Annotated in this window: 21 protein-coding genes and 1 pseudogene; 12 read left to right on the top strand and 10 right to left on the bottom strand. The window is 42.2% G+C overall.

Going from position 1 to position 23676, the window contains the following annotated elements:
* Positions 1-175: 175 nt before the first annotated feature.
* Positions 176-742, bottom strand: coding sequence for a Uma2 family endonuclease (locus RMY27_RS14030; RefSeq protein ID WP_322664117.1), 567 nt, complete (start codon positions 740-742; stop codon positions 176-178).
* A gap of 180 nt (positions 743-922) precedes the next feature.
* Here RMY27_RS14030 and trxB point away from each other — a divergent pair, with 180 nt between their 5' ends.
* Positions 923-2293 (top strand): thioredoxin-disulfide reductase, encoded by a 1371-nt coding sequence (gene trxB, locus RMY27_RS14035; RefSeq protein WP_322664248.1) that lies wholly within the window; start codon positions 923-925, stop codon positions 2291-2293.
* 228 nt (positions 2294-2521) lie between these two features.
* On the opposite strand, the gene RMY27_RS14040 is transcribed toward trxB, so the two are convergent.
* A complete protein-coding gene (locus tag RMY27_RS14040; RefSeq protein ID WP_322664119.1) occupies positions 2522-2815 on the bottom strand; it encodes a hypothetical protein in 294 nt (97 codons plus the stop codon).
* A gap of 329 nt (positions 2816-3144) precedes the next feature.
* On the opposite strand from RMY27_RS14040, the gene RMY27_RS14045 reads away from it, so the two are divergent.
* The 4 genes from RMY27_RS14045 to RMY27_RS14060 all read left to right on the top strand — a co-directional run bounded on the left by RMY27_RS14045 (position 3145) and on the right by RMY27_RS14060 (position 7195).
* Positions 3145-4041 (top strand): ABC transporter permease, encoded by an 897-nt coding sequence (locus RMY27_RS14045; protein ID WP_322664250.1) that lies wholly within the window; start codon positions 3145-3147, stop codon positions 4039-4041.
* A gap of 73 nt (positions 4042-4114) precedes the next feature.
* On the top strand, positions 4115-4309 hold the full coding sequence (locus RMY27_RS14050) for a hypothetical protein (protein ID WP_322664121.1): 195 nt from the start codon (positions 4115-4117) through the stop codon (positions 4307-4309).
* Positions 4310-4471: 162 nt separating this feature from the next.
* Positions 4472-5374 carry an ROK family protein gene (locus RMY27_RS14055; protein ID WP_322664123.1) on the top strand — a complete coding sequence of 301 codons (903 nt, stop codon included), beginning with the start codon at positions 4472-4474 and terminating at the stop codon, positions 5372-5374.
* Positions 5375-5719: 345 nt separating this feature from the next.
* Positions 5720-7195, top strand: a complete 1476-nt coding sequence (locus RMY27_RS14060) for an ABC transporter substrate-binding protein (RefSeq protein ID WP_322664125.1) — start codon at positions 5720-5722, stop codon at positions 7193-7195.
* Between the two features lie 190 nt (positions 7196-7385).
* Here the strand turns inward: RMY27_RS14060 and RMY27_RS14065 are convergent, their stop codons facing one another.
* Both RMY27_RS14065 and RMY27_RS14070 read right to left on the bottom strand, forming a co-directional pair.
* Positions 7386-7808, bottom strand: coding sequence for a hypothetical protein (locus RMY27_RS14065; RefSeq protein ID WP_322664127.1), 423 nt, complete (start codon positions 7806-7808; stop codon positions 7386-7388).
* 101 nt (positions 7809-7909) lie between these two features.
* A complete protein-coding gene (locus tag RMY27_RS14070; protein WP_322664128.1) occupies positions 7910-9547 on the bottom strand; it encodes a CTP synthase in 1638 nt (545 codons plus the stop codon).
* Between the two features lie 84 nt (positions 9548-9631).
* On the opposite strand from RMY27_RS14070, the gene RMY27_RS14075 reads away from it, so the two are divergent.
* A complete protein-coding gene (locus tag RMY27_RS14075) occupies positions 9632-11386 on the top strand; it encodes an N-acetylmuramoyl-L-alanine amidase (protein ID WP_322664130.1) in 1755 nt (584 codons plus the stop codon).
* A 312-nt stretch (positions 11387-11698) separates the two neighbouring features.
* Positions 11699-13369, top strand: a complete 1671-nt coding sequence (locus RMY27_RS14080) for a tetratricopeptide repeat protein (RefSeq protein WP_322664132.1) — start codon at positions 11699-11701, stop codon at positions 13367-13369.
* 100 nt (positions 13370-13469) lie between these two features.
* On the opposite strand, the pseudogene RMY27_RS14085 reads toward RMY27_RS14080, so the two are convergent.
* A pseudogene (locus tag RMY27_RS14085) lies at positions 13470-13700 on the bottom strand (Uma2 family endonuclease); the annotation flags it as partial.
* Between the two features lie 163 nt (positions 13701-13863).
* Between RMY27_RS14085 and RMY27_RS14090 the strand changes: the two are divergent.
* The gene (locus RMY27_RS14090; protein WP_322664133.1) at positions 13864-14241 is read left to right on the top strand and encodes a hypothetical protein; all 378 of its coding nucleotides are present in this window, start codon (positions 13864-13866) and stop codon (positions 14239-14241) included.
* Between the two features lie 77 nt (positions 14242-14318).
* Here RMY27_RS14090 and RMY27_RS14095 read toward each other — a convergent pair whose 3' ends face one another.
* The gene (locus tag RMY27_RS14095; protein ID WP_416212343.1) at positions 14319-14915 is read right to left on the bottom strand and encodes a pentapeptide repeat-containing protein; all 597 of its coding nucleotides are present in this window, start codon (positions 14913-14915) and stop codon (positions 14319-14321) included.
* A 23-nt stretch (positions 14916-14938) separates the two neighbouring features.
* Between RMY27_RS14095 and RMY27_RS14100 the strand changes: the two genes are divergently transcribed.
* Positions 14939-15457 (top strand): YraN family protein, encoded by a 519-nt coding sequence (locus RMY27_RS14100; protein ID WP_322664135.1) that lies wholly within the window; start codon positions 14939-14941, stop codon positions 15455-15457.
* Positions 15458-15527: 70 nt separating this feature from the next.
* On the opposite strand, the gene RMY27_RS14105 is transcribed toward RMY27_RS14100, so the two are convergent.
* On the bottom strand, positions 15528-15917 hold the full coding sequence (locus RMY27_RS14105; protein WP_300422321.1) for a hypothetical protein: 390 nt from the start codon (positions 15915-15917) through the stop codon (positions 15528-15530).
* Between the two features lie 272 nt (positions 15918-16189).
* Here RMY27_RS14105 and queA point away from each other — a divergent pair, with 272 nt between their 5' ends.
* Both queA and RMY27_RS14115 read left to right on the top strand, forming a co-directional pair.
* Positions 16190-17404, top strand: a complete 1215-nt coding sequence (gene queA, locus RMY27_RS14110) for a tRNA preQ1(34) S-adenosylmethionine ribosyltransferase-isomerase QueA (RefSeq protein WP_416212342.1) — start codon at positions 16190-16192, stop codon at positions 17402-17404.
* Positions 17405-17533: 129 nt separating this feature from the next.
* The gene (locus RMY27_RS14115) at positions 17534-18634 is read left to right on the top strand and encodes a tetratricopeptide repeat protein (protein WP_322664137.1); all 1101 of its coding nucleotides are present in this window, start codon (positions 17534-17536) and stop codon (positions 18632-18634) included.
* 518 nt (positions 18635-19152) lie between these two features.
* Here the strand turns inward: RMY27_RS14115 and RMY27_RS14120 are convergent.
* Complete coding sequence (locus RMY27_RS14120) at positions 19153-19848, bottom strand: TrkA family potassium uptake protein (RefSeq protein WP_322664140.1); 696 nt, start codon at positions 19846-19848, stop codon at positions 19153-19155.
* 159 nt (positions 19849-20007) lie between these two features.
* Positions 20008-21342 carry a TrkH family potassium uptake protein gene (locus RMY27_RS14125; protein WP_322664142.1) on the bottom strand — a complete coding sequence of 445 codons (1335 nt, stop codon included), beginning with the start codon at positions 21340-21342 and terminating at the stop codon, positions 20008-20010.
* A gap of 269 nt (positions 21343-21611) precedes the next feature.
* Between RMY27_RS14125 and RMY27_RS14130 the strand changes: the two genes are divergently transcribed.
* Positions 21612-22454, top strand: a complete 843-nt coding sequence (locus RMY27_RS14130; RefSeq protein ID WP_322664143.1) for a methyltransferase domain-containing protein — start codon at positions 21612-21614, stop codon at positions 22452-22454.
* A 395-nt stretch (positions 22455-22849) separates the two neighbouring features.
* Here the strand turns inward: RMY27_RS14130 and RMY27_RS14135 are convergent, their stop codons facing one another.
* Positions 22850-23593: a response regulator transcription factor gene (locus RMY27_RS14135; protein ID WP_322664145.1), complete on the bottom strand. Its 744-nt coding sequence runs from the start codon at positions 23591-23593 to the stop codon at positions 22850-22852.
* Positions 23594-23676: the final 83 nt, after the last annotated feature.

Raw genomic sequence — 23676 nt, forward strand, 5'->3', positions numbered from 1 at the left:
GGGTGTTCTAGATGTAACTTACCCAGCTGCGATCGCTTTCCTATCACCTTCAGAAAAAAAGTTTGGGGAGGTACAATTACACAATCTAAAATCCTTGCATCCCAAATGGCACAAATATCACTAAGTCCTTGGTCAATACAAGGGCGAGATTCTGAACTTCGATTGTGGAAGCGCCTTATTCAAACTCAGGTGGCCACAGTTCTGATATTGCCAGTTCCCAACCTGGCAGCAAGTCTGGTAGTGTGAGCGTATCGCCATTCTGCATCACCACTGGAGTTTGGTTTAGTCGATAAACCGTTACTGTCAATTTGTCAGGGTCAATCAATATACCGACTGTAGAGCCAAGTTGCAAGAATAGCTCAATCTTCTCTTCAAGCGGTTTGATTCTGTCACTTTTAGATTTAATCTCAACCATCAAGTCTGGAACTAACTCTACAAAGTCGCGCTTGGTCTTCTTCAGTCGATCAGCCTTAACAAAAGACACATCAGGGGCACGCAAGTTTCTTTCTTCCGAATCGTCCTCTTCTATTCTAGGTAATATGAAGCCTGCGCTAGAGCCAGTCACTCGCCCTAGCTTGCGTGACATTACCCAAATATTCAAGAAGGTACTCAACCGAGTGCCAATTTCTTCTGACTCGTAATCTGATGGCCCCATAACTACGATTTTCCCCTCTACCAGCTCCATCTGCCATTCTGGATGCTCGGTTTGTAGCTGCTCTAAGTCTGTAATAGTAAAAGACATAACACGACAGGAAATATTCTTATAGCTATCATAAATACTCCTCGCACATCAAACGGCAACCGATGAGCGCTGTCTCTGTATTCCCGATTTTTCTAACTTGCGATCGCTTACCATCTGGCATAGCCAATCACAGTTTGTTATGCTATATTAAGCGTAGTCGTTATGAGTTCATATATTTGCATGACTAACCCAACTGTAGAAAACTTAGTAATTATCGGTTCTGGCCCAGCAGGGTACACAGCCGCCATTTATGCCGGACGTGCTAACCTGAAACCCGTTGTATTTGAAGGTTTCCAAGCTGGGGGATTACCTGGTGGACAACTAATGACAACGACGGAAGTTGAGAATTTTCCGGGGTTTCCCAAAGGAATTACCGGGCCGGAACTGATGGATCAGATGAAGGCGCAAGCGGAGCGCTGGGGAGCTGAACTATATACTGAAGATGTTATCTCAGTTGATTTGAGTCAGCGTCCATTTACAGTGCGATCGCAAGAGAGGGAAATAAAAACCAACAGCATCGTCATTGCTACGGGTGCAACAGCAAAGCGTTTAGGTTTACCCAGCGAACATGAATTCTGGAGTCGGGGTATTTCAGCTTGTGCAATTTGCGATGGTGCAACACCAATTTTTCACGGCGCAGAATTAGCTGTGATTGGTGCTGGCGACTCAGCGGCGGAAGAGTCTATTTACCTCACAAAATACGGCTCTAAGGTAAATATGTTGGTACGCACCGATAAAATGCGGGCTTCTAAAGCTATGCAAGACAGGGTTTTGAGCAACCCGAAAATCCAAGTGCATTGGAACACAGAGGCCGTGGATATCTTCGGTAACGGTCACATGGAAGGGGTGAAAGTCCGCAATACTAAAACTGGTGAAGAGAGCCAACTGCACGCTAAAGGTTTATTTTACGCCGTTGGTCACAGTCCCAATACCTCTCTATTTAAAGGACAATTAGAACTGGATGAAGTAGGTTACGTTGTCACTAAGCCCGGTTCTGTAGAAACCAGTGTAGAAGGCGTTTTTGCTGCTGGCGACGTACAAGATCATGAGTTTCGGCAAGCAATTACGGCTGCGGGTACTGGCTGTATGGCGGCGATGTTGGCAGAACGTTGGTTGTCATCTACTGGCTTGATTCAAGAATTCCATCAACAGCCTGAAACAGCAGATAATGAATTAGAACATCAGCCAGCCAAAAAGACTGAAGCTGAGGAAGAAGCTGGATTTAATTTGGATGGGACGCGCCATCAGGGTGGTTATGCTTTACGGAAATTGTTCCATGAAAGCGATCGCTTACTCCTTGTTAAATACGTCTCTCCTGGTTGTGGCCCTTGTCATACCCTGAAGCCAATTTTAAATAAAGTGGTGGATGAATTTGACAGCAAAATTCACTTTGTAGAAATTGACATCGACAAAGACCGAGATATTGCTGAAAATGCTGGTGTGACAGGAACGCCAACAGTTCAGTTGTTCAAAAATAAGGAACTGGTGAAGGAAGTCAAAGGCGTGAAGCAAAAGAGCGAATACCGCCAGTTGATTGAAAGTAATCTTTGAGATAGTAGGTATTGGGCAGTTCCCAATACCTAATAACCTATAGCCCAATACGCTTGGGTTATAGGTTATTGGTGTAGATAATTGGTATTTGAAGACGCGAGAAATCGCGTCTCTACATCAGGGTTTTGTTGTCATCCTGAACTGTATTGCGTCATAGCCGACAACTTTATTGCTCATTGTTTGCATCTTGAGACAGGTGCAAAAAATGAGTCTATCTCCTAGAGCTAATTAATATTCATTATCTTGATGACGATCGCTTGTATCTTGCTCAGTTTCTAGTAGCCGTGAAATTAGCATATCTGGTTTTCTACTAATAATAGACTTAATTTTATCAATAGCAATTACTTCACTGATTTTCACAACCATTTCCCAGAAAGTATCTTCCTCTGTATCTTTGTTGTAAGTTCTATGTTTAAACCACAACAAATCATCCCAAACTCCGATAATCGTGGCGAAATACCACTTATCTCTCACTAGTATCCAGATTTCTTGTTCTAAGTAAGTCTGTAGAAGAGGTTTCACAATGACTAAGATAATAGAAAATATTGTGCTACATATTAATTAATTATTAACAGCCAAGACCACAGTTAAAATACTGAAAGTGTTCAAAAAAATCAAAGGCTGCATCATCAAGATGACTGATTCGTTGATAAAGATGATCGCGAATATAGTAGTACTCTGAATCGTAGTTAAAAGCTTTGGCAAAAATTAGGCATAATTTCACCTTTAACCGAGTCTAACTCTGTATCCAGCGTCAGGTAGTCGGACTTTTATTTAAGGATGTTTACGCAATCCCCTGTCTAATATGTAAAATGGTCAGCGTATCAAGCTTTGCTCCAGGCGATCGCTTTATGGCCATTACAAAACGGCGGCTACCGACATTTTTACAGTTTGGCAAAAGTCTCAATCTTTCCCAAAAACTCATGCTCATCGGGTTAGCCATTACCCTATTTTTCATCTTCCTGGCATTTTTCGCTCCCGTATTGCAGGCTTGGGGATGGCTGCAAAACCCCAAAGATTTTCTCTCTAATCCAATTCACGAGCCACCCTCAGCTAAACATTGGTTTGGTACTAGTCGCTTGGGTTATGATGTGTTCTCTCGCACAGTGTTCGGCGCTCAAGCTGCTTTGCAGGTGGTGATCTTGGCAACAGCGCTGAGTATGATTATCGGTGTGCCTTTGGGGATGCTGAGTGGTTATCTCGGCGGAAAGTTGGATAAAGTGTTGCTATTTATTATGGATAGCATCTACACTCTACCGGGGCTACTGCTGTCTGTAACATTGGCGTTTGTGGTGGGGCGTGGAATATTAAATGCAGCGATCGCTATTAGCATTGCCTACATACCCCAATATTATCGCGTTGTCCGCAACCACACCGTGAGTGTGAAAACTGAAGTGTTCATCGAAGCAGCTCAAGCAATGGGCGCTTCCACTTGGGTTGTGCTTTCTCGTTATCTGTTTTTCAACGTCATTCAAAGCGTACCCGTCCTATTTACACTCAACGCCGCTGATGCGATTTTGGTGTTGGGCGGTTTAGGCTTTTTGGGACTAGGCCTTCCCGAAGAAGTGGCAGAATGGGGACATGATTTAAAACAAGCTCTAGAAGCTCTACCTACTGGTATTTGGTGGACTACCCTTTTCCCTGGTTTAACGATGACATTCATGGTGGTAGGGTTATCACTACTTGGTGAGGGGTTAAATGAATTTGTCAATCCCCGATTACGGAGAGAAAATAGAATCCGACAATAGTCATTGGTCATTAGTTTTAGACAAAGGACAAACGACAAATGACAAATGACAAATAAACAATACAGAGATTTGTATGAAAGATAATCTAACGTTAATTGCTGCCGCTACTGGCGGGTTTATCCTTTCCGTTGCTCTTGCTGGTATTTTAAGAGGTGCGCCAATTACAGCTTGGCAAGAGCAATCTAGTGTTCGTACTATGACTGTTGCTAATTTACGAGTCGCACCCAAGAGGACAGAAAATTTAGAATATTTTCGTGCCAAATCTTAAAACCCTGACGAATTGTTGATTTTGAACTCGATGATCGGGAATAGGGAATGTGTGATAACTGTTCACCAATTACCAATGCCCAATGCCTCATACCCAATTACAAATGACAAATACTTCTCTACGAGAGGCTGCGCCAACGACTACGCTCAGTACAAGTGACAAATGACAAATGACAAAATTCAAGTAATTGGCATTGATGTTGGGGGAACAGCAATTAAGCTGGGACGTTTTGCAGATGATGGTAGTTGCCTGCAATCTTTGACTGTGGTATCTCCTCAACCAACAACGCCGGAAGCTGTCTTGGCGGTGCTGGTAGATGCGATCGCTCAAATCGATCCAGATAATCAAGCTGTTGCCATTGGTGTTGGTACTCCTGGCCCATCCGATGCCGCAGGACGCATTGCTAAAATCGCCATTAACTTACCTGGATGGGTCGATGTGCCTTTAGCAGACTGGTTAGAAGCTAAAACTGGCAAACCGACTGCGATCGCTAACGATGCTAATTGCGCTCTTTTGGGAGAAGCTTGGCTGGGAGCCGGTCGCTACTTTCAAAATCTGATTCTGCTAACTTTAGGGACTGGGGTTGGTGGTGCAATTATCCTTGATGGCAAACTATTTATTGGACATCAAGGAGCCGCCGGGGAATTGGGTTTAATTTCATTAAATCCTGATGGTCCAATTTGTAATAGTGGCAATCGAGGCTCTTTGGAGCAATATGCCTGTGCTACTGCAATTCGCCGTCGCACTCTCAAGGAACCGATCGAATTGGGTTTTCTTGCTCAACAAGGAGATGCCGCAGCATTGACTTTTTGGCAAGAATATGGTGTTAATTTGGGAATTGGTTTGACGAGTTTGATTTATGTACTCACACCGCAAGCGATCGTGATTGGTGGTGGTATCAGTGGCAGCTTTGAGTTTTTCTTACCAGGTATGAAGGCAGAAATTGAGAAGCGAGTGCAGCCTTTATCACGAGCGGGTTTACAAATATTGCCAGCGGAGTTAGGCAATTTTGCTGGGATAGTAGGTGCAGCAAAGTTGGCATGGCAAAACTATTCAGGTTTTTAATTATGGTTAAACTTGGAACTCCTCTCCAAACCTCTCCCCGTAATGGAAAGAGGCTTAGATTATTGCTGAAGCTATAGCGTTTCTTAATCACATGAGGTACATCATAGTCCTCTCATCCCTTCCGGGGAGGGGTTCTTCTATCTCACCCAAGCGAGAACCGCTATACTACGAGCTAATTTAATTAATTTTACATTACGTAATATAGTTGATTTTATTCTTGCCCACTTACTTAGCAATTCTAACTGATAGTGAAAAGTGAGTGAAAAACAACTATTTAAACTTGAATAAGCGCTATGTAATGTCAGAAGATGCAGTAAAGATGTTTTTCTGGCAAAAATCATAAAAATGAGTATGTTATTCAGAAGCAAAGCCAGTCCAAAGGCTAAAGGCTTTAAGAATCAGCAAAAAGTCAAGCAAACTTTTACCGTAATGCTAATAAGAGCTAGTCATCGCTACGTACTTTTAGCATTGATACTCAGCTTGATGATTCTTGCCTGTATTAACATCTTAAAATCTAGCCAATCCTCAGTCAGTGAGTCTCCTATTAACAGTAAAGTCCTAAAGATTTGGTCAGATAAAGGTTATACTTTGGAAGAGGATGAAGCGCTCCAGAAGATTATTAGTAACTGGGAACAGCAAAGCGGTAACAAAATTAAACTTACTTTCTATACTAACGATGAGTTGCCACAAAAGACTCAAAGGGCACTTCAGGCAGGTAATTCGCCTGATATGGTAATAAATAGCAGTGCTGAGAGGGAGCTGTATCCACGTCTTGCCTGGGAAGGAAAACTGGCAGATGTCTCCGATGTAATTGAGCCAGTTAAAAGTATTTATTCTGAAGGTGTTCTGGAAGCAGTTCGTTTATATAACAACGTTGATAAAAAACCGAGTTACTATGCAGTCCCAATTAATCAATTAACAATTCACATTTTTTATTGGCGAGACTTGCTAGAGCAAGTAGGTCGAACTCAAAGCAATATCCCTAAAGAGTGGGATGCTTTCTGGGAGTTTTGGAAACAAGTACAGGATGATTTGCGCACACAGCAAAAACAGAATATTTACGGGTTAGGCTTTCCTTTATCCACTGGATCTACAGATACCTACTACTTGTTTGAGCAAATTTTAGAGGCATACAATGTCCAAATTTTAGACTCCAAGGGTGAACTTCTCCTCAACGATCCCAAGGTACATCAAGGTATTGTTAAAAGCTTAGAGTGGTATGCGAAATTTTTCCAGCAGGGCTACGTACCACCGGACGCAGTAAACTGGTTAAATCCAGACAATAATCGCAGCTTGCTCAATCGTGGCGTGATTATGACGCCTAACTCCTCACTCTCGATTTCTACTGCTGTCCGCCAAGATTCTGACACCTATCGTAACAAGCTTGGTATCCTAGAATTTCCGAACAAACCTAATGGTAAACCGATGCGATACTTAGTCTCGGTTAATGAAATAGTTTTGTTTGCAGAGTCTAAAAATCAGAAGGTAGCCAAAGACTTTCTCGCGTATTTAATTAAACCTGAGATAATAGGAAACTATCTCAAAGCTACCGGAGGACGGTATCTACCAGTAATGAAGCCTGTTTGGAAAGACCCCTTTTGGACAAATCCAGCAGATCCTCATCTTTCCATTGCAACTCAAACACTAACTAAAGATTCTCGCCTATTTTATATTGTTCAAAACCCTGCTTACAGCCTAGTTTTAGAAGAGAATGTTTGGGGTAAGGCTCTCAATCGAATAGTTGTCAATAGCATATCTCCAGAAGAAGCAGCAGACACGGCAATTGAGCGGATAAAACAAATTTTTGATGAATGGCAGTGAGCTATATGCAATTTTAGAATCAGCACTTACCACTAAAGTTACAATTTTCTGCTTAGATAACTCTACAAAAAAGATGATTCAATAGCTAGGCTATTTGAGTAAAAATTTCCCCAAACCATTTTTTAGGATTGGGAAGACAGTAAATCTGTTTTTCAAGTTTCTTGTTAGCTTGTTCTGCTACACAGGAATTTCAAGACAAAGAATATCCTGTTGTTTTCTGAACGTATTTCACAACTTTTTCATAAGATTCAGAATTACTCACAGGGTTAATGATGATGGGAATAGTGCCATCTGGCAACCAAAAAGTTATCCTACCGTTCGGTTCATGACAAAAGGAACTGATACAGTTGAGATTAATTACATATTCATTTTTTTCGTAAATTATTTTTACCCAGTGGGCATGATCTAATTCTAATCCTGTCACACATTCTAAATAATCGAGAATTTTTTGATAGTCTTCCAGGTTACTTTGTGGGTTAATTACTATGGGAATGGCACTATCGGGTAGCCAAAAAGTAACTCTGCCATTCAGTTCATAACAAAAAGCATGGACACATTCAAAATTTACTACATATTCTTTCCTCTCGTAAAGGATTTTCACCCAGTACGCCACAACATCTCCTCAAGTCCGAAATTTACGAATGATGCACCCTGGATATCCAAATCTACTGAAGCCTTAAGTTAATGTTGTAATTAATTTTGAATTTTGAATTGTTATGACACCTCCAATGGTGTTGGTGTGCTAGATGTCGAAAGAGAAAGAGCGATCGCTGTTTGAATGAATCCTTTAAATAAGGGATGAGGTGTACTGGGGCATGATTGAAATTCTGGATGAAATTGGCAAGCAAGAAAGAATGGGTGCTTGGTAAATTCCACAATTTCAACTAAACGTCCATCGGGAGAAGTACCACTAATCACATAGCCAGACTTTAACAGCAAATCGCGGTAAGCATTGTTGAACTCATAGCGGTGTCGATGTCGTTCATAAATCACATCTTCTTGATAAAGCTTAAAAGCTAAAGTATCAGGGAGAACACGACAAGGATATAATCCTAAGCGCATTGTACCCCCTAAATCCACTACTTCCTGTTGTTCTGGCAATAAATTAATTACCGGATCGGTTGTGTAAGGGTCAAATTCGGCACTATTAGCACCTGTTAATCCCCTTACGTTTCTGGCCCACTCAATCACAGAACATTGCATTCCCAGGCATAAACCCAAGAAGGGAATTTGGCGATCGCGGGCGTATTTAATAGCGGCAATTTTGCCATCGACTCCTCGAACCCCGAAACCTCCTGGTACAACTATGCCATCGACACCCTTAAGATAATTTTCGGCTGGTTCAGTTTCCAAATTTTCTGAATTTATCCAACGTAGGCGCAGTTTGCCATAAGTGGAGATTGCAGCATGGTTCAGCGCTTCCACTACAGATAAATAGGCATCACTTAACTGCACATATTTACCAACGATCGCAATTTCTACCTCGTGCTTGGGACTATGTAAACGTTGTACCAGGGTTTGCCACTGCGTCAAATCTGGTTTACGTTGTTCCATTTGCAGCAAGTTCAGCACTTGTTCTGCCATTCCTTCCCGTTCTAGATTTAGCGGTACTTCATAGATACTTTTGGCATCTTGGGAAGTAATGACGCATTCTTCCGGTACATCGCAAAATCCCGATAATTTCTGCTTTAATCCCTTGGGTAAAGGGCGATCGCTCCGACAAACTAAAATATCTGGTTGAATACCAATGGATCTCAGTTCTTTAACTGAATGCTGTGTTGGCTTAGTTTTCATTTCACCCGCCGAGGCAATCCACGGCACCAGCGTTACGTGCATATACAGCACATTCTGCCGTCCCACCTCTTTACGGAACTGGCGAATTGCTTCCAAAAACGGCAATGATTCAATATCTCCCACCGTCCCGCCAATTTCTGTAATTACTACAGAAGGGTTTGTACTTTTAGCAACTCGCAGAATCCGCTCTTTAATTTCATTGGTAATATGAGGAATTACCTGTACAGTACCGCCATTGTAGTCTCCGCGCCGCTCTTTATTGATGACTGCCTGGTAAATCGAGCCAGTAGTCACACAATTTAAGCGTGACATCGAGGTATCGGTAAAGCGTTCGTAATGTCCCAAGTCCAAATCTGTTTCCGCACCATCTTGGGTAACGAATACTTCTCCATGCTGAAAGGGACTCATCGTCCCAGGATCGATATTGATATAAGGGTCGAGTTTGAGAATCGACACCGAATATTCGCGCGACTTGAGCAAACGCCCTAGACTTGCTGCTACAATGCCCTTACCAATACTGGAAACTACGCCTCCAGTAACAAAGATAAACTTAGTCATAGTATTTTGAATTTCTAACAACTTCTAAAAATACATCCCGTCATTGTGCCACAGTTGTTGTGGTGTCATCTTCTGTGATTTGCTGTGAAAAACCTCTTAGGATTAGTAATATTAGGCTGTATTCTCACCTCCTCAGTTGCATTGGCAGAGCCATCTCTTATAGTCGTTTTTCCCCAGACAAACTACCAGACAAGTGCCCAAAAAATCTTCTTTCTGGGCACTGCACCACCAGATGGTCAGGTTTTGATCAATAGTAAGCCAATTACCCGCAGCAAAGCTGGTCATTTTTCGCCTAGTTTCCCCTTGCAGTTGGGGGAGAATCTTTTTACTGTGCGTTACCACAATCAAGAACTTAAAATTAAGGTGATCGGGCTTAACGCTAGCCCTGTACTACCACAGGGGGTAGCCTTTGCTAAAGATTCCCTGACTCCCGCAGTTGACATTGCCAGATTACCGGGAGAAGTAATTTGTTTTAGTGCGATCGCACCCCCTAACGCTAATATCTCTGTAACCCTGGCTAATCAAACTATTGCCCTTTTGCCCCAACCTCAACAGGCACAACTACCAAGTAATTTGGCAGCTTTGACAGGGCAAAATCAGCCTCATGCCCAGTCTAGCGTAGGCAACTATCAAGGTTGCACCACAGTGGCAACAGCCGCCGATCTGGGAAAACCTCAATTTCAACTGACGCTTGATGGCAAGACGATAACTCAATCAGGATCTGGTAAAATTGAAATCCTCTCAAGAGCACAGTTGCCAGTTTCTGAGGTTACAGTAGAGTTAGGCGTTGCTCGTACTGGCCCTAGCACCGATCATTCTCGACTTACACCATTGCCCAAAGGCACACGCGCAACAGTTACAGGTAGGGAAGGTGAATGGTTGCGCCTAGATTATGGCGCTTGGATTAATAGTAAAGAAACCCGCATTCTACCTGGTGCAGTTCCGCCACAGACAATAATTCGCAGTGTCGGATACCGTCAACTCCCTAGTGCTACAGAGATAGTTTTCCCCTTGCAAGTTCCCGTACCCGTGAGCGTACAACAAAGTGAGCAAACTCTCGCTCTCACTCTCTACAATACCACTGCCCAAACAGACATAATTCGCCTGGATGACAACCCCCTAATTAATCGCCTAGACTGGCAACAGGAAGCTCCAGGACAAGTAAAATACACCTTTAACCTCAAAAAAGCTCAACAGTGGGGATATAAGCTGAGATACGACGGTACAACCCTGGTTTTAGCTTTGCGTCATCCGCCTAAAATCGGGAACACAAGACGCAAGCCTTTAGCTAATTTCAAGATTGTACTAGATCCAGGGCATGGCGGTAAAGAATCTGGTGCCAGTGGGCCAACTGGATATTTAGAAAAAGATGTCAATTTGGTAGTTTCCAAGTTGTTGCGGGACGAATTGGTGAAGCGAGGGGCAACGGTGGTGATGACGCGGGAGGACGATCGCGAAGTTTCGCTAGTAGAACGTCAGGCAATTATCAGTCAAGAAGAACCTGCGATCGCTCTTTCCATACATCACAACTCTCTACCCGATAATGGCGATGCCGAAAAAACTAAGGGATTCGGCACGTTTTGGTATCATCCTCAAGCTCACAGCCTCGCAATATTTTTACAGAACTATGTAGTCAGAAAACTTGACAGACCTTATTATGGGGTGTTTTGGAACAACCTAGCGCTGACACGTCCCGCTGCTGCGCCATCAGTATTGCTGGAATTGGGTTTTATGAGTAATCCTGATGAATTTGAGCAGGTGGTGAACCCAGAAGAACAGAAGAAAATGGCAAAAGCGATCGCTCAAGGGATTACTGAGTGGGTTAGGAGTGTGAGATAAATTTTGAGGTACAAGACTAGTTCCTAATTGTATTTGGTGGAGTGCGATCGCCTCCGGCGGGGCGTAGCCCATCACTATTTTTTAGCTAGTTGCTGTTCAATGTTGCGATCAGTCTTTGTTTAAGCTTTTTGACTATGACCATAGCATGATTGTTAAGAGTTGCTTAGATTTTGGGAATCCTATAGATAGGTCGTCTCATACAACATAGCCAGTTAGTAATGTGGATGTAATTTTTAAGTTAAAACAACAGATTTGCATTTTGTTGGAAAAGCCATTTTAAATAATATCTTAAAACTTTGTTTTTAAAGAAATATGGAAGATTATAATCAAGTTTTGCCAAACGATTTGAGTCATAAGAATAGATTACAATGCGATTTGACATATTGGACTAGAGAAATTCAGGTAAATAGAAATGATGCTAATGCTTATAAAGAACGAGCTAGCGTTCGTAATTTACTAACGGACTACCAAGGAGCAATAGAGGATTATACTCAAGCAATTCGCATAAATCCAAATGATGATAGTACTTATTGTATGCGAGGTCAGGAACGCAGAAATTTCAGAGATTACAAAGGAGCAATGGAGGATTATGACAAGGCGATTGAGCTAGATCCAAACTATGCTTCTGCATATTATTTACGAGCAGAATTGCACTATCAGCAGAGCAATTACCAAGAAGCATTTGAAGATGCTGATAGGTCAATTCAACTTGACCCTGACTATCCCTCTGCTTACTATCAACGGGGTCAAGCCCGTAGTGAATTGGGAGATGATGAGGGGGCTATTAAGGATTACGAACAGGCAATTCAGCTAACACCCAGTAATTTTTGTGGTTATTACAATTGGGCTGAGTTATACAGTGACCTTGGCTATGCACGCGCTAATTTAGGAGATTATCAAGGAGCCATTAAGGATTACAACACAGCAATTCAAAAAGATCCTAGTCGGATTAGATACTGCTCAACCTACAACAATCGCGGAAATGCTCGCTATAACCTGGGAGATTATGAGGGAGCCATTAAGGATTACAGCAAAGAAATTTCTTTTTATCAAAATGATGATTATAATAATGCTGTTTACTACATAAATCGAGGCAATGCTTACAATGAATTGAGAAATTATCAAAGAGCTATTGAAGATTACAGCTATGCGATTAAGATTGCTGATAAATATCCTAACGTATACGAATATCGCGGTCTTGCCCGCTATCAAGTAGGTGATAAACTAGGAGCAATTGAGGATTTAGAAAAAGCTGCTGATCTTTATCAGAATGGCGGATTTTTAGAATATTATCAGGAGGCACTGAACCTGATTCAGTCTTTCAATGTTACTGATAAAGATGCAATTATTGAGGATATTCAGGAAATCACTGAAACTGTTAATGATAGCCCCACAGAAGTAGAAATTACAAACAAGTCTGCTGCTAACCCACCGATTTTAAATAACCGTATTGAAGACACGAATAAAGAAAACAGTCAGGGGATTTCAGAAAAGATTAACCACAATCAATTAGCAGAGATAAAGGAGCTTACTGCGGTTATTGAGGCTGACGGGTTTTTCAATCCAAAAAGTATAAAGCAACCTAGAGAGCGAATTACTATATCTATTGCTCGACGGCAAGGACAACCTCAGTTTCGTCAAAGTTTGCTCGAAGCCTACAATTATCGCTGTGCCATTACTGGATATGATGCAGAAGAAGCCTTGGAAGCTGCTCACATCATTCCTTATAATGAAACGGAAAATAATCACCCCTCAAATGGATTGCTCCTACGGGCAGATATACATACACTATTTGACCTTAATCTGATTACTATTAACCCGGAGACAATGCAGGTACGTTTTGCTCCTAGTTTGCGGCGTACTTCCTATGGCGAAATGGATGGTAAATATTTGCAAGTCCCTAAAATTTCATCTTATCTGCCTAAAAAAGATGCACTAAAATGGCGATGCGATCAGTGTGAGTGGTTCGTAGAATATAAATAGCCAGTAAGAAACTATTACATTTGTGGGACTACTATAGTACAGCTTATGTTTGGGTGGGAGCAACAATATTTGCGATCGCTCTCCTAATAAACTCAAAAATTGCTCCTTTTTCTGGTCGATCAGTTTCTCGCCAGTAGATACCACAATCTTGACCAATACAATACTGTCCATCTGGATGTAACCGTTGCAAAACTTGAGCAATTGAGTCTGTCAAAATGACGGTTTGGGGATGCTCTTGAAAATTTTTTACAAACGTACCATCAGACTCTGGTAGTTGAGTGTGATCGGGAAACTGGGGCGGTATGCCAATATCGGCAAGTGTTTCACTCATACTTTGAAAAGTATTGCAGCTATTTATTTAGTGCTTGACGCTTCCCATAAAGTGTTACTAACTAGTATAACACCTTGCTCTGTCTTGATTTCAGTGCTTTTACCCTGCCAGAACCGCTTTGATCGCGGGTAGAAATATATGAAATCTGATATTTTGAAACTGTATGTATTTTAAGTTAGGCGGCATAGTAGGAGCGATCGCTATTTTATTGAGCAATGGCAGTGCAATCGCTGAAGATGCACAAAGGTATATCACTGTAGGGCACGATCAATTAGGAAACAGCGTAGCTTTGGATACAAAAACTATTAAGGGTACTACATACAAGCTTTACGGAATGTATGGTGATGGTATCTTCGAGACTACGTTCGATGCTTCGTGCAAAGAATCACGGCTTTTTCGGAATCGTATTGCCATTTACGGATCAGAAGGACAGCTACTTGAAGAAGATCAAGAGAAAGGAGAAATACCTTTTGTAGCCAATTCTTCACCAGGCAAAGGAATGCAAATTGTTTGTCAAAAGATTGGTGCAGATGGTTGGTAGGTGCTTAATATTTTATGAGTGGGGAGCATTGGGACAAGGGTTGTTCCCCTTGTCCCAATGCTCCATATCCTTGTCAGCTAAGGACAAAACAACGTGTCACGCGTATCTCGTCCTGTAATGGGATTAGTTCCCTTAGCAAGTTTGCACAATTTTTTTTGCTCATCGGAACGCAGCAACACATCAGTAAAATCTGCCCCGTCAATGATTGCACCATCAAATCTGGCGTTAGCAGCAAAGGCTCCCTCCAGCAGTGCATTTGTCAAATTTGCTCTGACTAAACGAGCTGAGTCTAAAGTGGTATTTCTTAAGTCAGAACCCTCCAAATTCGCAGACTCCAAATTTGCTGCAAAGAAACTGACACCGTTCAAATTAGCGTGGCTGAAGTTGCTCTGGCGAAGATTAGCTTTGGTAAAGCTGGAGTCTGTTAAATCACGTCCTGAAAAATCAGCCTCAACCAAAATTTCTTTATTATATTCGAGTGCCAAAGCTGTGGGAGTAAAACCCACGGTTGCGGTAATGCCAATTATTCCCCACAGGAATAAGCTGAGTATGCTTACCCAAATTCGATGGTTTGTTTTACGCTTCAACCCCAACTTTGTTCGAGATGATGCAAGTGTAGAACACGTAGTGCGTAGGCGTAGACCGCCGCAGGCATCGCTTAACCTAGAATTCACAGAATTCATGATATTTTTAGTCAATGGCTAACCTTCCTCCATCTCATTATCCAGATATTGGTTCATTAGGAGAAGACCTAGTAGCCCAATGGTTGCAATCTACTGGTTGGATAATTCTCCATCGTCGCTTTTCTAGCCGTTGGGGGGAAATCGATATTATTGCTCAATATGATGGACGAACTGGTGAAAAACTCCTTACTCAGGACTCCTTACTCAGCACTCAGCACTCATTATTGGCATTTGTTGAAGTCAAAACCCGTAGTTCAGGTAGTTGGGATGCCGGGGGAAGAAGCGCAATCACTCCACAAAAGCAGGCAAAAATCTGGCGTACAGCTGGAATATTCTTAGCCCAGTACCCTGAGAAGGCAGATTATTCTTGTAGATTTGATGTTGCTATTGTCTACTGTCAAAGGATATCAAAAAATCTGACTGGAGTTACAGCAAATCAAGAAGCTCTAGCTACTTCATCAGTACCTGGATACAAGATTAAGCTGCAAGAATACATTCTGGCAGCTTTTGACTCTTCAATTGATAATGGTTAATTGGTAATAGATAAAATATCTTAATTACCAATGACCAATAATTTTGTCGTGGCGTTACAACTAAATAGTCTCACGCCAAAGTTTCTGGACAGTAACCTAAGCCCCGGACAAACTGCTGCCGGAACGCTTCAATTTCGTCTCTCTCTGGGCTACCATGAGAAACGATCGCTACCTGATAGCGACGCATCACATCCACAGGGCACTGTCCCGCTTCCAAACTCCAAAGTGCCATTTGCACCCTCATTGGCGGTTCGTAGCTAATTCCTAATTCATTTAGAAAAGCGCGAAAGTCGCCATCTTCTTGGGGCGAAACTTGACTTTTGAGTTTGATCCTAACCACCCAGCCATCAATTTGATGAATTACGGTGACGAACGAAACTGGTGTCTGGGGTCTAGCGTGGAGGTGTTGAACGACCCTCAGGGTTAGACTGGCATTTGCCAGATAGTACAAGTATTCCATGTTTGTTGGTGCTTGGGATCAAAGCCAATCCTACATATCTATATTCGTCAATCAGTGCCTGTTCCCGGTAGGGTAAAAGCCCCCGTTTTTAGATGGGGAGGTTTACCCAATTTTTATCTTAATTTTTCCGTGTTACTTAATAGTAACAATCTTATAGCCTAGCGACAAAACTGAGCGAAGATGCCTTAAAGTTCCTTTATAAGAGAAAACTTAACTCAACCTTTTTAAGAGAGTATAAATACTAAATAAACCAAAAACAAGTACAAGTCAATTTGAAAGATACATCTCGTCCACAAGAAAAAGATTTGGAATTAGATTGCTCGGTAGCTGGCTATGACTACGAACTACCTCCAGAACTTATTGCGCAAAACCCAGCAGTTCCTAGAGATAGTTCCCGGTTACTGGTAGTTGATTCTCCGACTACAGGCATCGAAACAGCACCTCTACACCATATTTTCCATGATTTGCCTGTACTGCTGCGCTCTGGTGATTTGTTGGTTATGAACAATACAAGAGTCATTCCAGCGCGGCTTTATGGTCATAAATCCACTGGTGCGAAAATCCAGGTGTTGCTGTTGGAAGAACGGCAGCATAACTGTTGGTTAGCTTTAGTTAAGCCAGGAAAAAGCTTCAAACGGGGAGCAAAGATTATCTTTGAACCAAGGGAAGCGGGTATTGGGCATTCAAAGGAGGCAGAGGGGCAGGGTGCGGGGGGCAGAGGGGAAAATTCTTCTCCCTGCTCCCTTGCTTCTTCTCCAGTCCCTAGCCCCCAGCTAACGGCTACGGTTCTAGAAACAGACGCAGCCACCGGGGGGCGTTTGTTGCAATTTGATGTACCAGAGGGTAAGACTTTGGTGGAACTGTTAGAGGTATTTGGTGAAGTACCGTTACCACCATATATCACTACCTCAGAAGCTGCTGATGAGCAGTATCAGACAGTTTATGCTAAACAGCCAGGAGCGATCGCAGCTCCGACGGCAGGATTACACTTTACCCCAGAATTATTACAAAAGTTGCGCGATCGCCAAATCAATCAAGCTTTTGTAACGCTACACGTTGGTGTTGGCACATTTCGCCCTGTGGAAGTGGAAGACGTAACTACCCACCAGATGCATGAAGAATGGATTGAAGTTCCCGCCACTACAGTAGAGCAAATCCGCGCTACGAAAGCTGCTGGCGGTCGAATTATTGCTGTAGGAACAACGGCAGTACGGGCTTTAGAAGGGGCGGCTCAATCGGGTAATTTACAACCATTTTGCGGAAAAACAGACTTATTTATTTATCCCGGCTACCAATGGCGGGTAGTAGATGGTTTGATTACGAATTTTCACTTACCGCGTTCTAGTTTGTTGATGTTGGTAAGTGCCCTAATTGGCAGACAACGATTATTGAATATATACAACGAAGCGATCGCTTTTGGATATCGCTTTTATTCATTCGGGGATGCCATGCTAATTTTGCCGTCAGCTACAGGAGTGAGGAGTTAGGAGTACAGACGCGATTAACCCTTGTCTGTACAAGAGTTAGGAGTTAAAAGTTGGAAATTGAGAATTTTTTCTTTCGTGGTGGGTACTCTGACTTATAAGGGGTTAAAAATAAGTACAGGTCTGCTATTAATGTCTGAAAAATACCTATTTTCTCATTGGTTAAATTTATTTTGTCAGGTAACACTCGGTGGCTGTTCTGCATTTTTGATTTTGGCTGCACCGACAATTACTAATTTCCCAGTTAGCAAGCTGCTGGCAGAAACTGCAATTTCTCAGGATCTCGAAGCAGCTAGCTTTTTCCAGCAGGGAGTCACGCGCTATAACCGACAAGACTTACAAGGTGCAGAATATGCCTTTGAGAAAGCGTTGCAGCGAGATCCTAACCTTGGGGCAGCACGGAATTATCTAGGTAATATATTGATAGAGCAAAATCGCCTGGATGAAGCTTTACAAGAATTTACAGAGGTGATAAAACTTAATCCCAATTCTAGCGAAGCTTATTACAACTTAGGGTTAGTGTTGCACCGACAAGGAGAAAAAGATGCAGCAATTACTGCTTATCGCCAGAGCTTGGTGATAGATTCCACAAGGGTGGCAGCGCTGTATAATCTGGGTTTGTTGCTGTATGAACAAGGAAAGTTAGAGGAAGCGATCGCTGCATACCAGCAAGCAATTAATTTAGATAGCAGCAATACCAATGCTTATCTTAACTTAGCGATCGCCTTGCAACAACAAGGTCAAATAGAGCCTGCGATCGCTACTTATCGCCAAGCTTTGAAGCTAGATCCTAAAAATGCCGCAGCCTACAGCAACATGGCAAATTTGCTAGCAATGCATGGTCAAGCTCCTGAGGCTATTTCTGTTTATCGGCAAGCGATTCGCCTAAATCCAAAAAGTGCCTCAGCTTACTATAACTTGGGAGTAACTTTATATAATCAGGGCGAGTTCAAAAAAGCCAGTGGAGTCTTGAAACGCGCTCACAACGAATATCGTGAACAAGGCAACATTGAACAAGCCCAGAAAATTGAGCAGTTAATGCAGCAAATTGCTCAGAAAAGTGGGCAACAGCAACCTCAAGCCAGCCAAACAGCTACTCCTTCTCAGAGTTCAGATTCTACAGTACAAACACCTGAGTCACAGACGCAAAATCAACCAGAAATGCCCGCGAACCCTGGCGATGTACCTGTCTCAGTTGAACCACAATCCACTTCAACAAGTCCCGGACAATAAAAAACTCAAAATTAAGGCGATTTGCAAAAATGCAAAATTTGCCCACCCTGCGGGATCTTGCTACATCCCCCAACCCCTTCTCTCAATTTTGGTAGAAGGGAAACGAATTTCAAAGTCCCTCTCCCAAGCTTGGGAGAGGGATTTAGGGTGAGGGCTTTTGATTCATGCAATAAGTCTATTCTCTGCTGGAGGTTAGTTTTGAGTAAAAGTTGCACACGACATAACTCCCAATACGGTTCGGTTAAAGCCCGCATTTCTCACAAGTTTGAAATGCAGAGGGGCGGAGGGGATTGAACTTGGCACATTGAACTCTCCTCTGCTCCCCTGCTCCCCTGCTCCCCTGCCCAAGGTTTTGAGAGATGTGGTGAGAAATCCGGGTAAAGGGAAAAGGGAAAGGGGGAAAAAACTTTTAACCCTTAACTTTTAACCTTTTCCCCAAAGGTAATTCTGAGTTCAAAATGCTTATCCGAACCGTATTGACATAACTCCTAACTCTTAATTCCTAACTCCTAACTTTTTTAAATCGGCAAACGATTAATATCTTTATTACAACCAATAACAACCATTGCTGAACCACGCTCTAAACGCTTGCTAGCATCAGGATTAATTTGAAATTTCCCATCCTGACTTACTGCTAACAAATTTAAACCGTAGCGGTTACGAAGTTGAAGTTCAGTGATGGTTTTGCCGTGAAATTCATCAGGCACAATCAACTCTACAATACTATTATCTGGGTCGAGGTCAAACCGATCTAGAATTGCTGGTTTTGTAAGAGTACGCGCTAGGGCACAACCCGCTTCATACTCAGGAAAAACAACATGATCTGCTCCTACTCGCCGCAACAGTTTACTGTGAACTTCACTAGAAGCTTTAGCAACTACGTGAGGTACACCAGCCTCTTTCACATTTAGGGTGGTTATAATACTTTCTTGAACGTAGTTGCCAATCGCTACAATTACAGTATCAAATTCAAAAATTCCAGCTTCTTTAAGTGCGGCTGGTTCTGTAGAGTCTAGTTGCAAAGCATGACCAACTATTCCCTCAGTCAATGCTTCTGAAACTCGTTTTTCATCAATATCTGTTGCCAGCACTTGATAACCAAAATTGTGCAATGTGAAACAGACAGATCTACCAAAACGACCTAACCCAATTACAGCAAATTGCTGGTTATCTTTACGTAAACTGCGAAAAAAACTTAATGATGACAGATTCACCGTTGTTATCCTTATTATAGCTCCCTGTATTTAGGGCAAAAAACAGTTATACCGCTTGAATTAAAAATTTTATTTTTTGCCTTCAAATGTATATTTTATCAGTTTAGTCATTAGTCATTAATCATTAGTCAGTTGTCAAGAATTATTCTCTCTCCCTAACTATCCTACGAGCAAATTTTCTTCAGGATAGTGAATTCTAGTAGGACGTGGGTCTCCTAGTACAGCAGACATCAGTAGTAAAATACCTACTCGTCCAATGTACATAGTGAGAATTAAGATCAGCTTTGCTGCTGTGGAGATACTTGCTGTAATGCCTGTAGAAAGCCCCACGGTAGCAAAGGCTGATACCACTTCAAACAAAATTTGGATAAAATCTAGTGTTGGATCTGTGAGGCTAATTAAAATAGTAGCTAAAATCACAGTTGCTACTGAACCCACTAATACGCCTACAGCTTTCAAAATTAAAGATATTGCTATTTTGCGATCGTACAATAAAACTTCTTCTTTTCCCTGGAGAATCGTTTTAGTGCAACTGGTTAAAACTCTCAGGGTTGTTGTTTTCATTCCTCCTCCTGTACCACCTGGACTTGCACCAATAAACATCAGCGCAATCGTAATAAATAGACCAGCGGTAGTCATTTTGCCAATATCGATGGTGTTAAAGCCAGCAGTTCGGGGAGTAACTGATTGAAACCAAGCTACTAATATCTGACCACGTAAATTTAGATAACCAAATGTTTCAGGGTTTCTGATTTCTATACAGAAAAAGGCGATTGTCCCTATTACTAATAAGATAATAGTTGTACTAGTGGCAACTTTAAAATCTAGGGAGAATATTCGGTTATGATTTTTTTTGAGAATGCGATCGCGCAACCAAAAATACATTTCCAAAATTACCTGATAGCCAATTCCCCCAAAGATAATCAACATGGTGATGGTGAAGACTACTAACAAGGAGGACTGATAACCAATTAAGTTATCTTTAAATAAACTAAAACCAGCATTATTCCAAGCATTAACACTATGAAAAATCGACAACCAAAGTCCTTGATTCCAACCAAATTTTGGAACGAAAGCTGGTAAAAGTAAGAATATTCCGGTAATTTCAAAAATTAAAGTTGTGGCAATAATTGAACGGATAACTTGGGCACTCCCGCTCATTCCTGGTCGGTCTAAAGCTTGTTGAATGGCTACCTTTTGTCGCAGGTCAAACTTGCGTCCAATTAGCAGAATTAGAAAGGTAGTGCTTGTCATGTAGCCCAAACCGCCAATCTGAACCAACAGTGTCATAAACAACTGACCCCAAAAAGAAAAATAAGTACCAGGATCAACCACTGATAATCCAGTAACACAAACCGCGGATGTCGAGGTGAACAGCGCCACAATAGGGTCGTTCCATGTACCATCGCTAGTTGAGAAAGGCATCATTAGCAAGATGGTTCCTATAACGATGACAGTCAAAAATCCCAGGCAAACTGTGCGAGAAACGGTCATAATTCATTCAAAATTCAAAATTCAAAATTAAGAAAGCCAGATTTAATATTGGTTGGCACGTGCTTCAATCTGTAGCCATACTTAAGATTATTTGGTATAAATTCGAGCAAGAACTGTTTATTAAGGTAAACCAAGATTTATCCTCCTTGGAAAAATCCTGGTTTACTTTATCTTGGAACAAAAATACCCTTATTTAATTAAAAACACACATGGTAGCCTACAAATATGTTTTTTTTTGAATTTTACTTCGTCTCAATACTACTTTTTTCATGAGTGCAACACTTTACCAGCAAATTCAGCAGTTCTACGATGCTTCCTCTGGTCTGTGGGAACAGATTTGGGGCGAACACATGCACCACGGCTACTACGGTGTCGATGGCAGCCAGAAAAAAGACCGCCGTCAAGCTCAAATTGATTTAATCGAGGAACTGCTTAATTGGGCAGGGGTACAATCAGCAGAAAATATCCTCGATGTGGGTTGTGGTATTGGTGGTAGTTCTTTATACCTGGCAGAAAAGTTTAATGCTAGGGCTACAGGAATTACTTTGAGTCCTGTGCAAGCTGCAAGAGCAACGGAACGCGCAACGGAAGCGAATTTGAGTCTGAAAACTCAGTTTCAAGTCGCCAATGCTCAAGCAATGCCCTTTGCTGATAATTCTTTTGACTTGGTTTGGTCGCTGGAAAGTGGCGAACACATGCCAGATAAAACTAAGTTTCTCCAGGAGTGCTACCGGGTGTTGAAACCTGGTGGCAAGTTAATTATGGTGACTTGGTGTCATCGACCGACTGATAAGTTACCACTGACGGCGGATGAGGAAAAGCATTTGCAGGATATTTATCGCGTGTATTGTTTGCCTTATGTGATTTCTTTACCAGAGTATGAAGCGATCGCACGTCAACTTCCATTAAACAATATTCGCACCGCCGATTGGTCAACCGCCGTCGCTCCCTTTTGGAATGTAGTCATTGATTCGGCATTTACTCCCCAAGCACTTTGGGGCTTACTCAATGCCGGTTGGACTACCATTCAAGGGGCATTATCACTGGGGTTGATGCGTCGCGGTTATGAACGCGGTTTAGTTCGGTTTGGGTTGTTATGCGGGAATAAGTAGAAAAGTTCTGTGGGAGAAAACCGCGCTGTTTCACCACAGCGCGATCGCACTACAATTTAAGAAATATCAATTCCGATTACCCTAGCACCTTGTCCACCGCCAATAACTAAAGTTTCAAGAAAGGATGAGTTTTATTTTAAAAAATTTGGATAAAATCTCTCCTGAAGAATTACAGTCTATACGCCAATAAGCTCAAGACTGGCACGCTCAGTCGTAGTTTATTGCAAGGTATTAAAATAATTCGTAATTTGTAATTCGTCTTGTAGAGACGTTGTGTTGCAACATCTCTACATACTACGAAATCACACTAATAACCTTAACTAAGCGGTAAGGAATAAGAGTTACAGAGAGTTCTTGCCTAAGTGATAGCTTAGATAAGGGAATTTAGCCTCATTTCATTCAACGACTGTTACCGAAGCCCCTTCATTGGATGGAGGTACACCGGGTAATTCAAGACAGTATCCAGCACCATATACTGTCTTTATATAACGAGGGTGGCGGGGATCTGGTTCTAGCTTGGTTCTCAAGTGGCGAATATGCACTCGAATCGTTTCTATGTCATCATCAGGATCGTAGCCCCAAACTTCTCTGAGGATTTCGCTAGGAGAAACTGTTTGACCGTGGCGTTGCAGCAAGCAGTGAAGTAGCTCAAATTCCAAGTGAGTCAATTTCACCGTCTCATTGAACCATATTGCCTCAAATCTTTCGGGAACGAGGGTGAGTGAGCCATAGTTGAGAATCTCACTGTGCTTTGCGGCTTGGGGAATCCGGTCAGTCCGCCGCAAAAGTGCCCGCACCCGCGCTAGCAGTTCTTCAACTTCAAAAGGTTTGGTGAGGTAGTCATCTGCGCCAGCATTAAAGCCTTCCACCTTGTCCTGAGTTTGGCTCAAAGCCGTCAACATTAACACGGGAATCTCAGAGGTGCGCTCATCACGACGCAGGCGTTGGCAAACGGTAAACCCATCTACCCTGGGCAACATTAAATCGAGCATGATCAAGTCTGGTTGCAGCTGGAGAGCCAGCGCCTGACCTTTGATGCCGTCTTCAGCTTGACTAACATCGTAGCCAGCCATTTCCAAGTTGACGGCAACTAGTTCTGAAATCGCTGGGTCATCGTCTATGACAAGAATCCTCGGCATTCTTAAAAAATTATTACTACTTATTAAGGATAATTAACAACCTTTGATAGATACAAAGATTTTTGAATCGATTCTAAAAAAGT

This window comes from Nostoc sp. DedQUE09 (assembly GCF_034530915.1).
Classification (GTDB): Bacteria; Cyanobacteriota; Cyanobacteriia; order Cyanobacteriales; family Nostocaceae; genus Nostoc.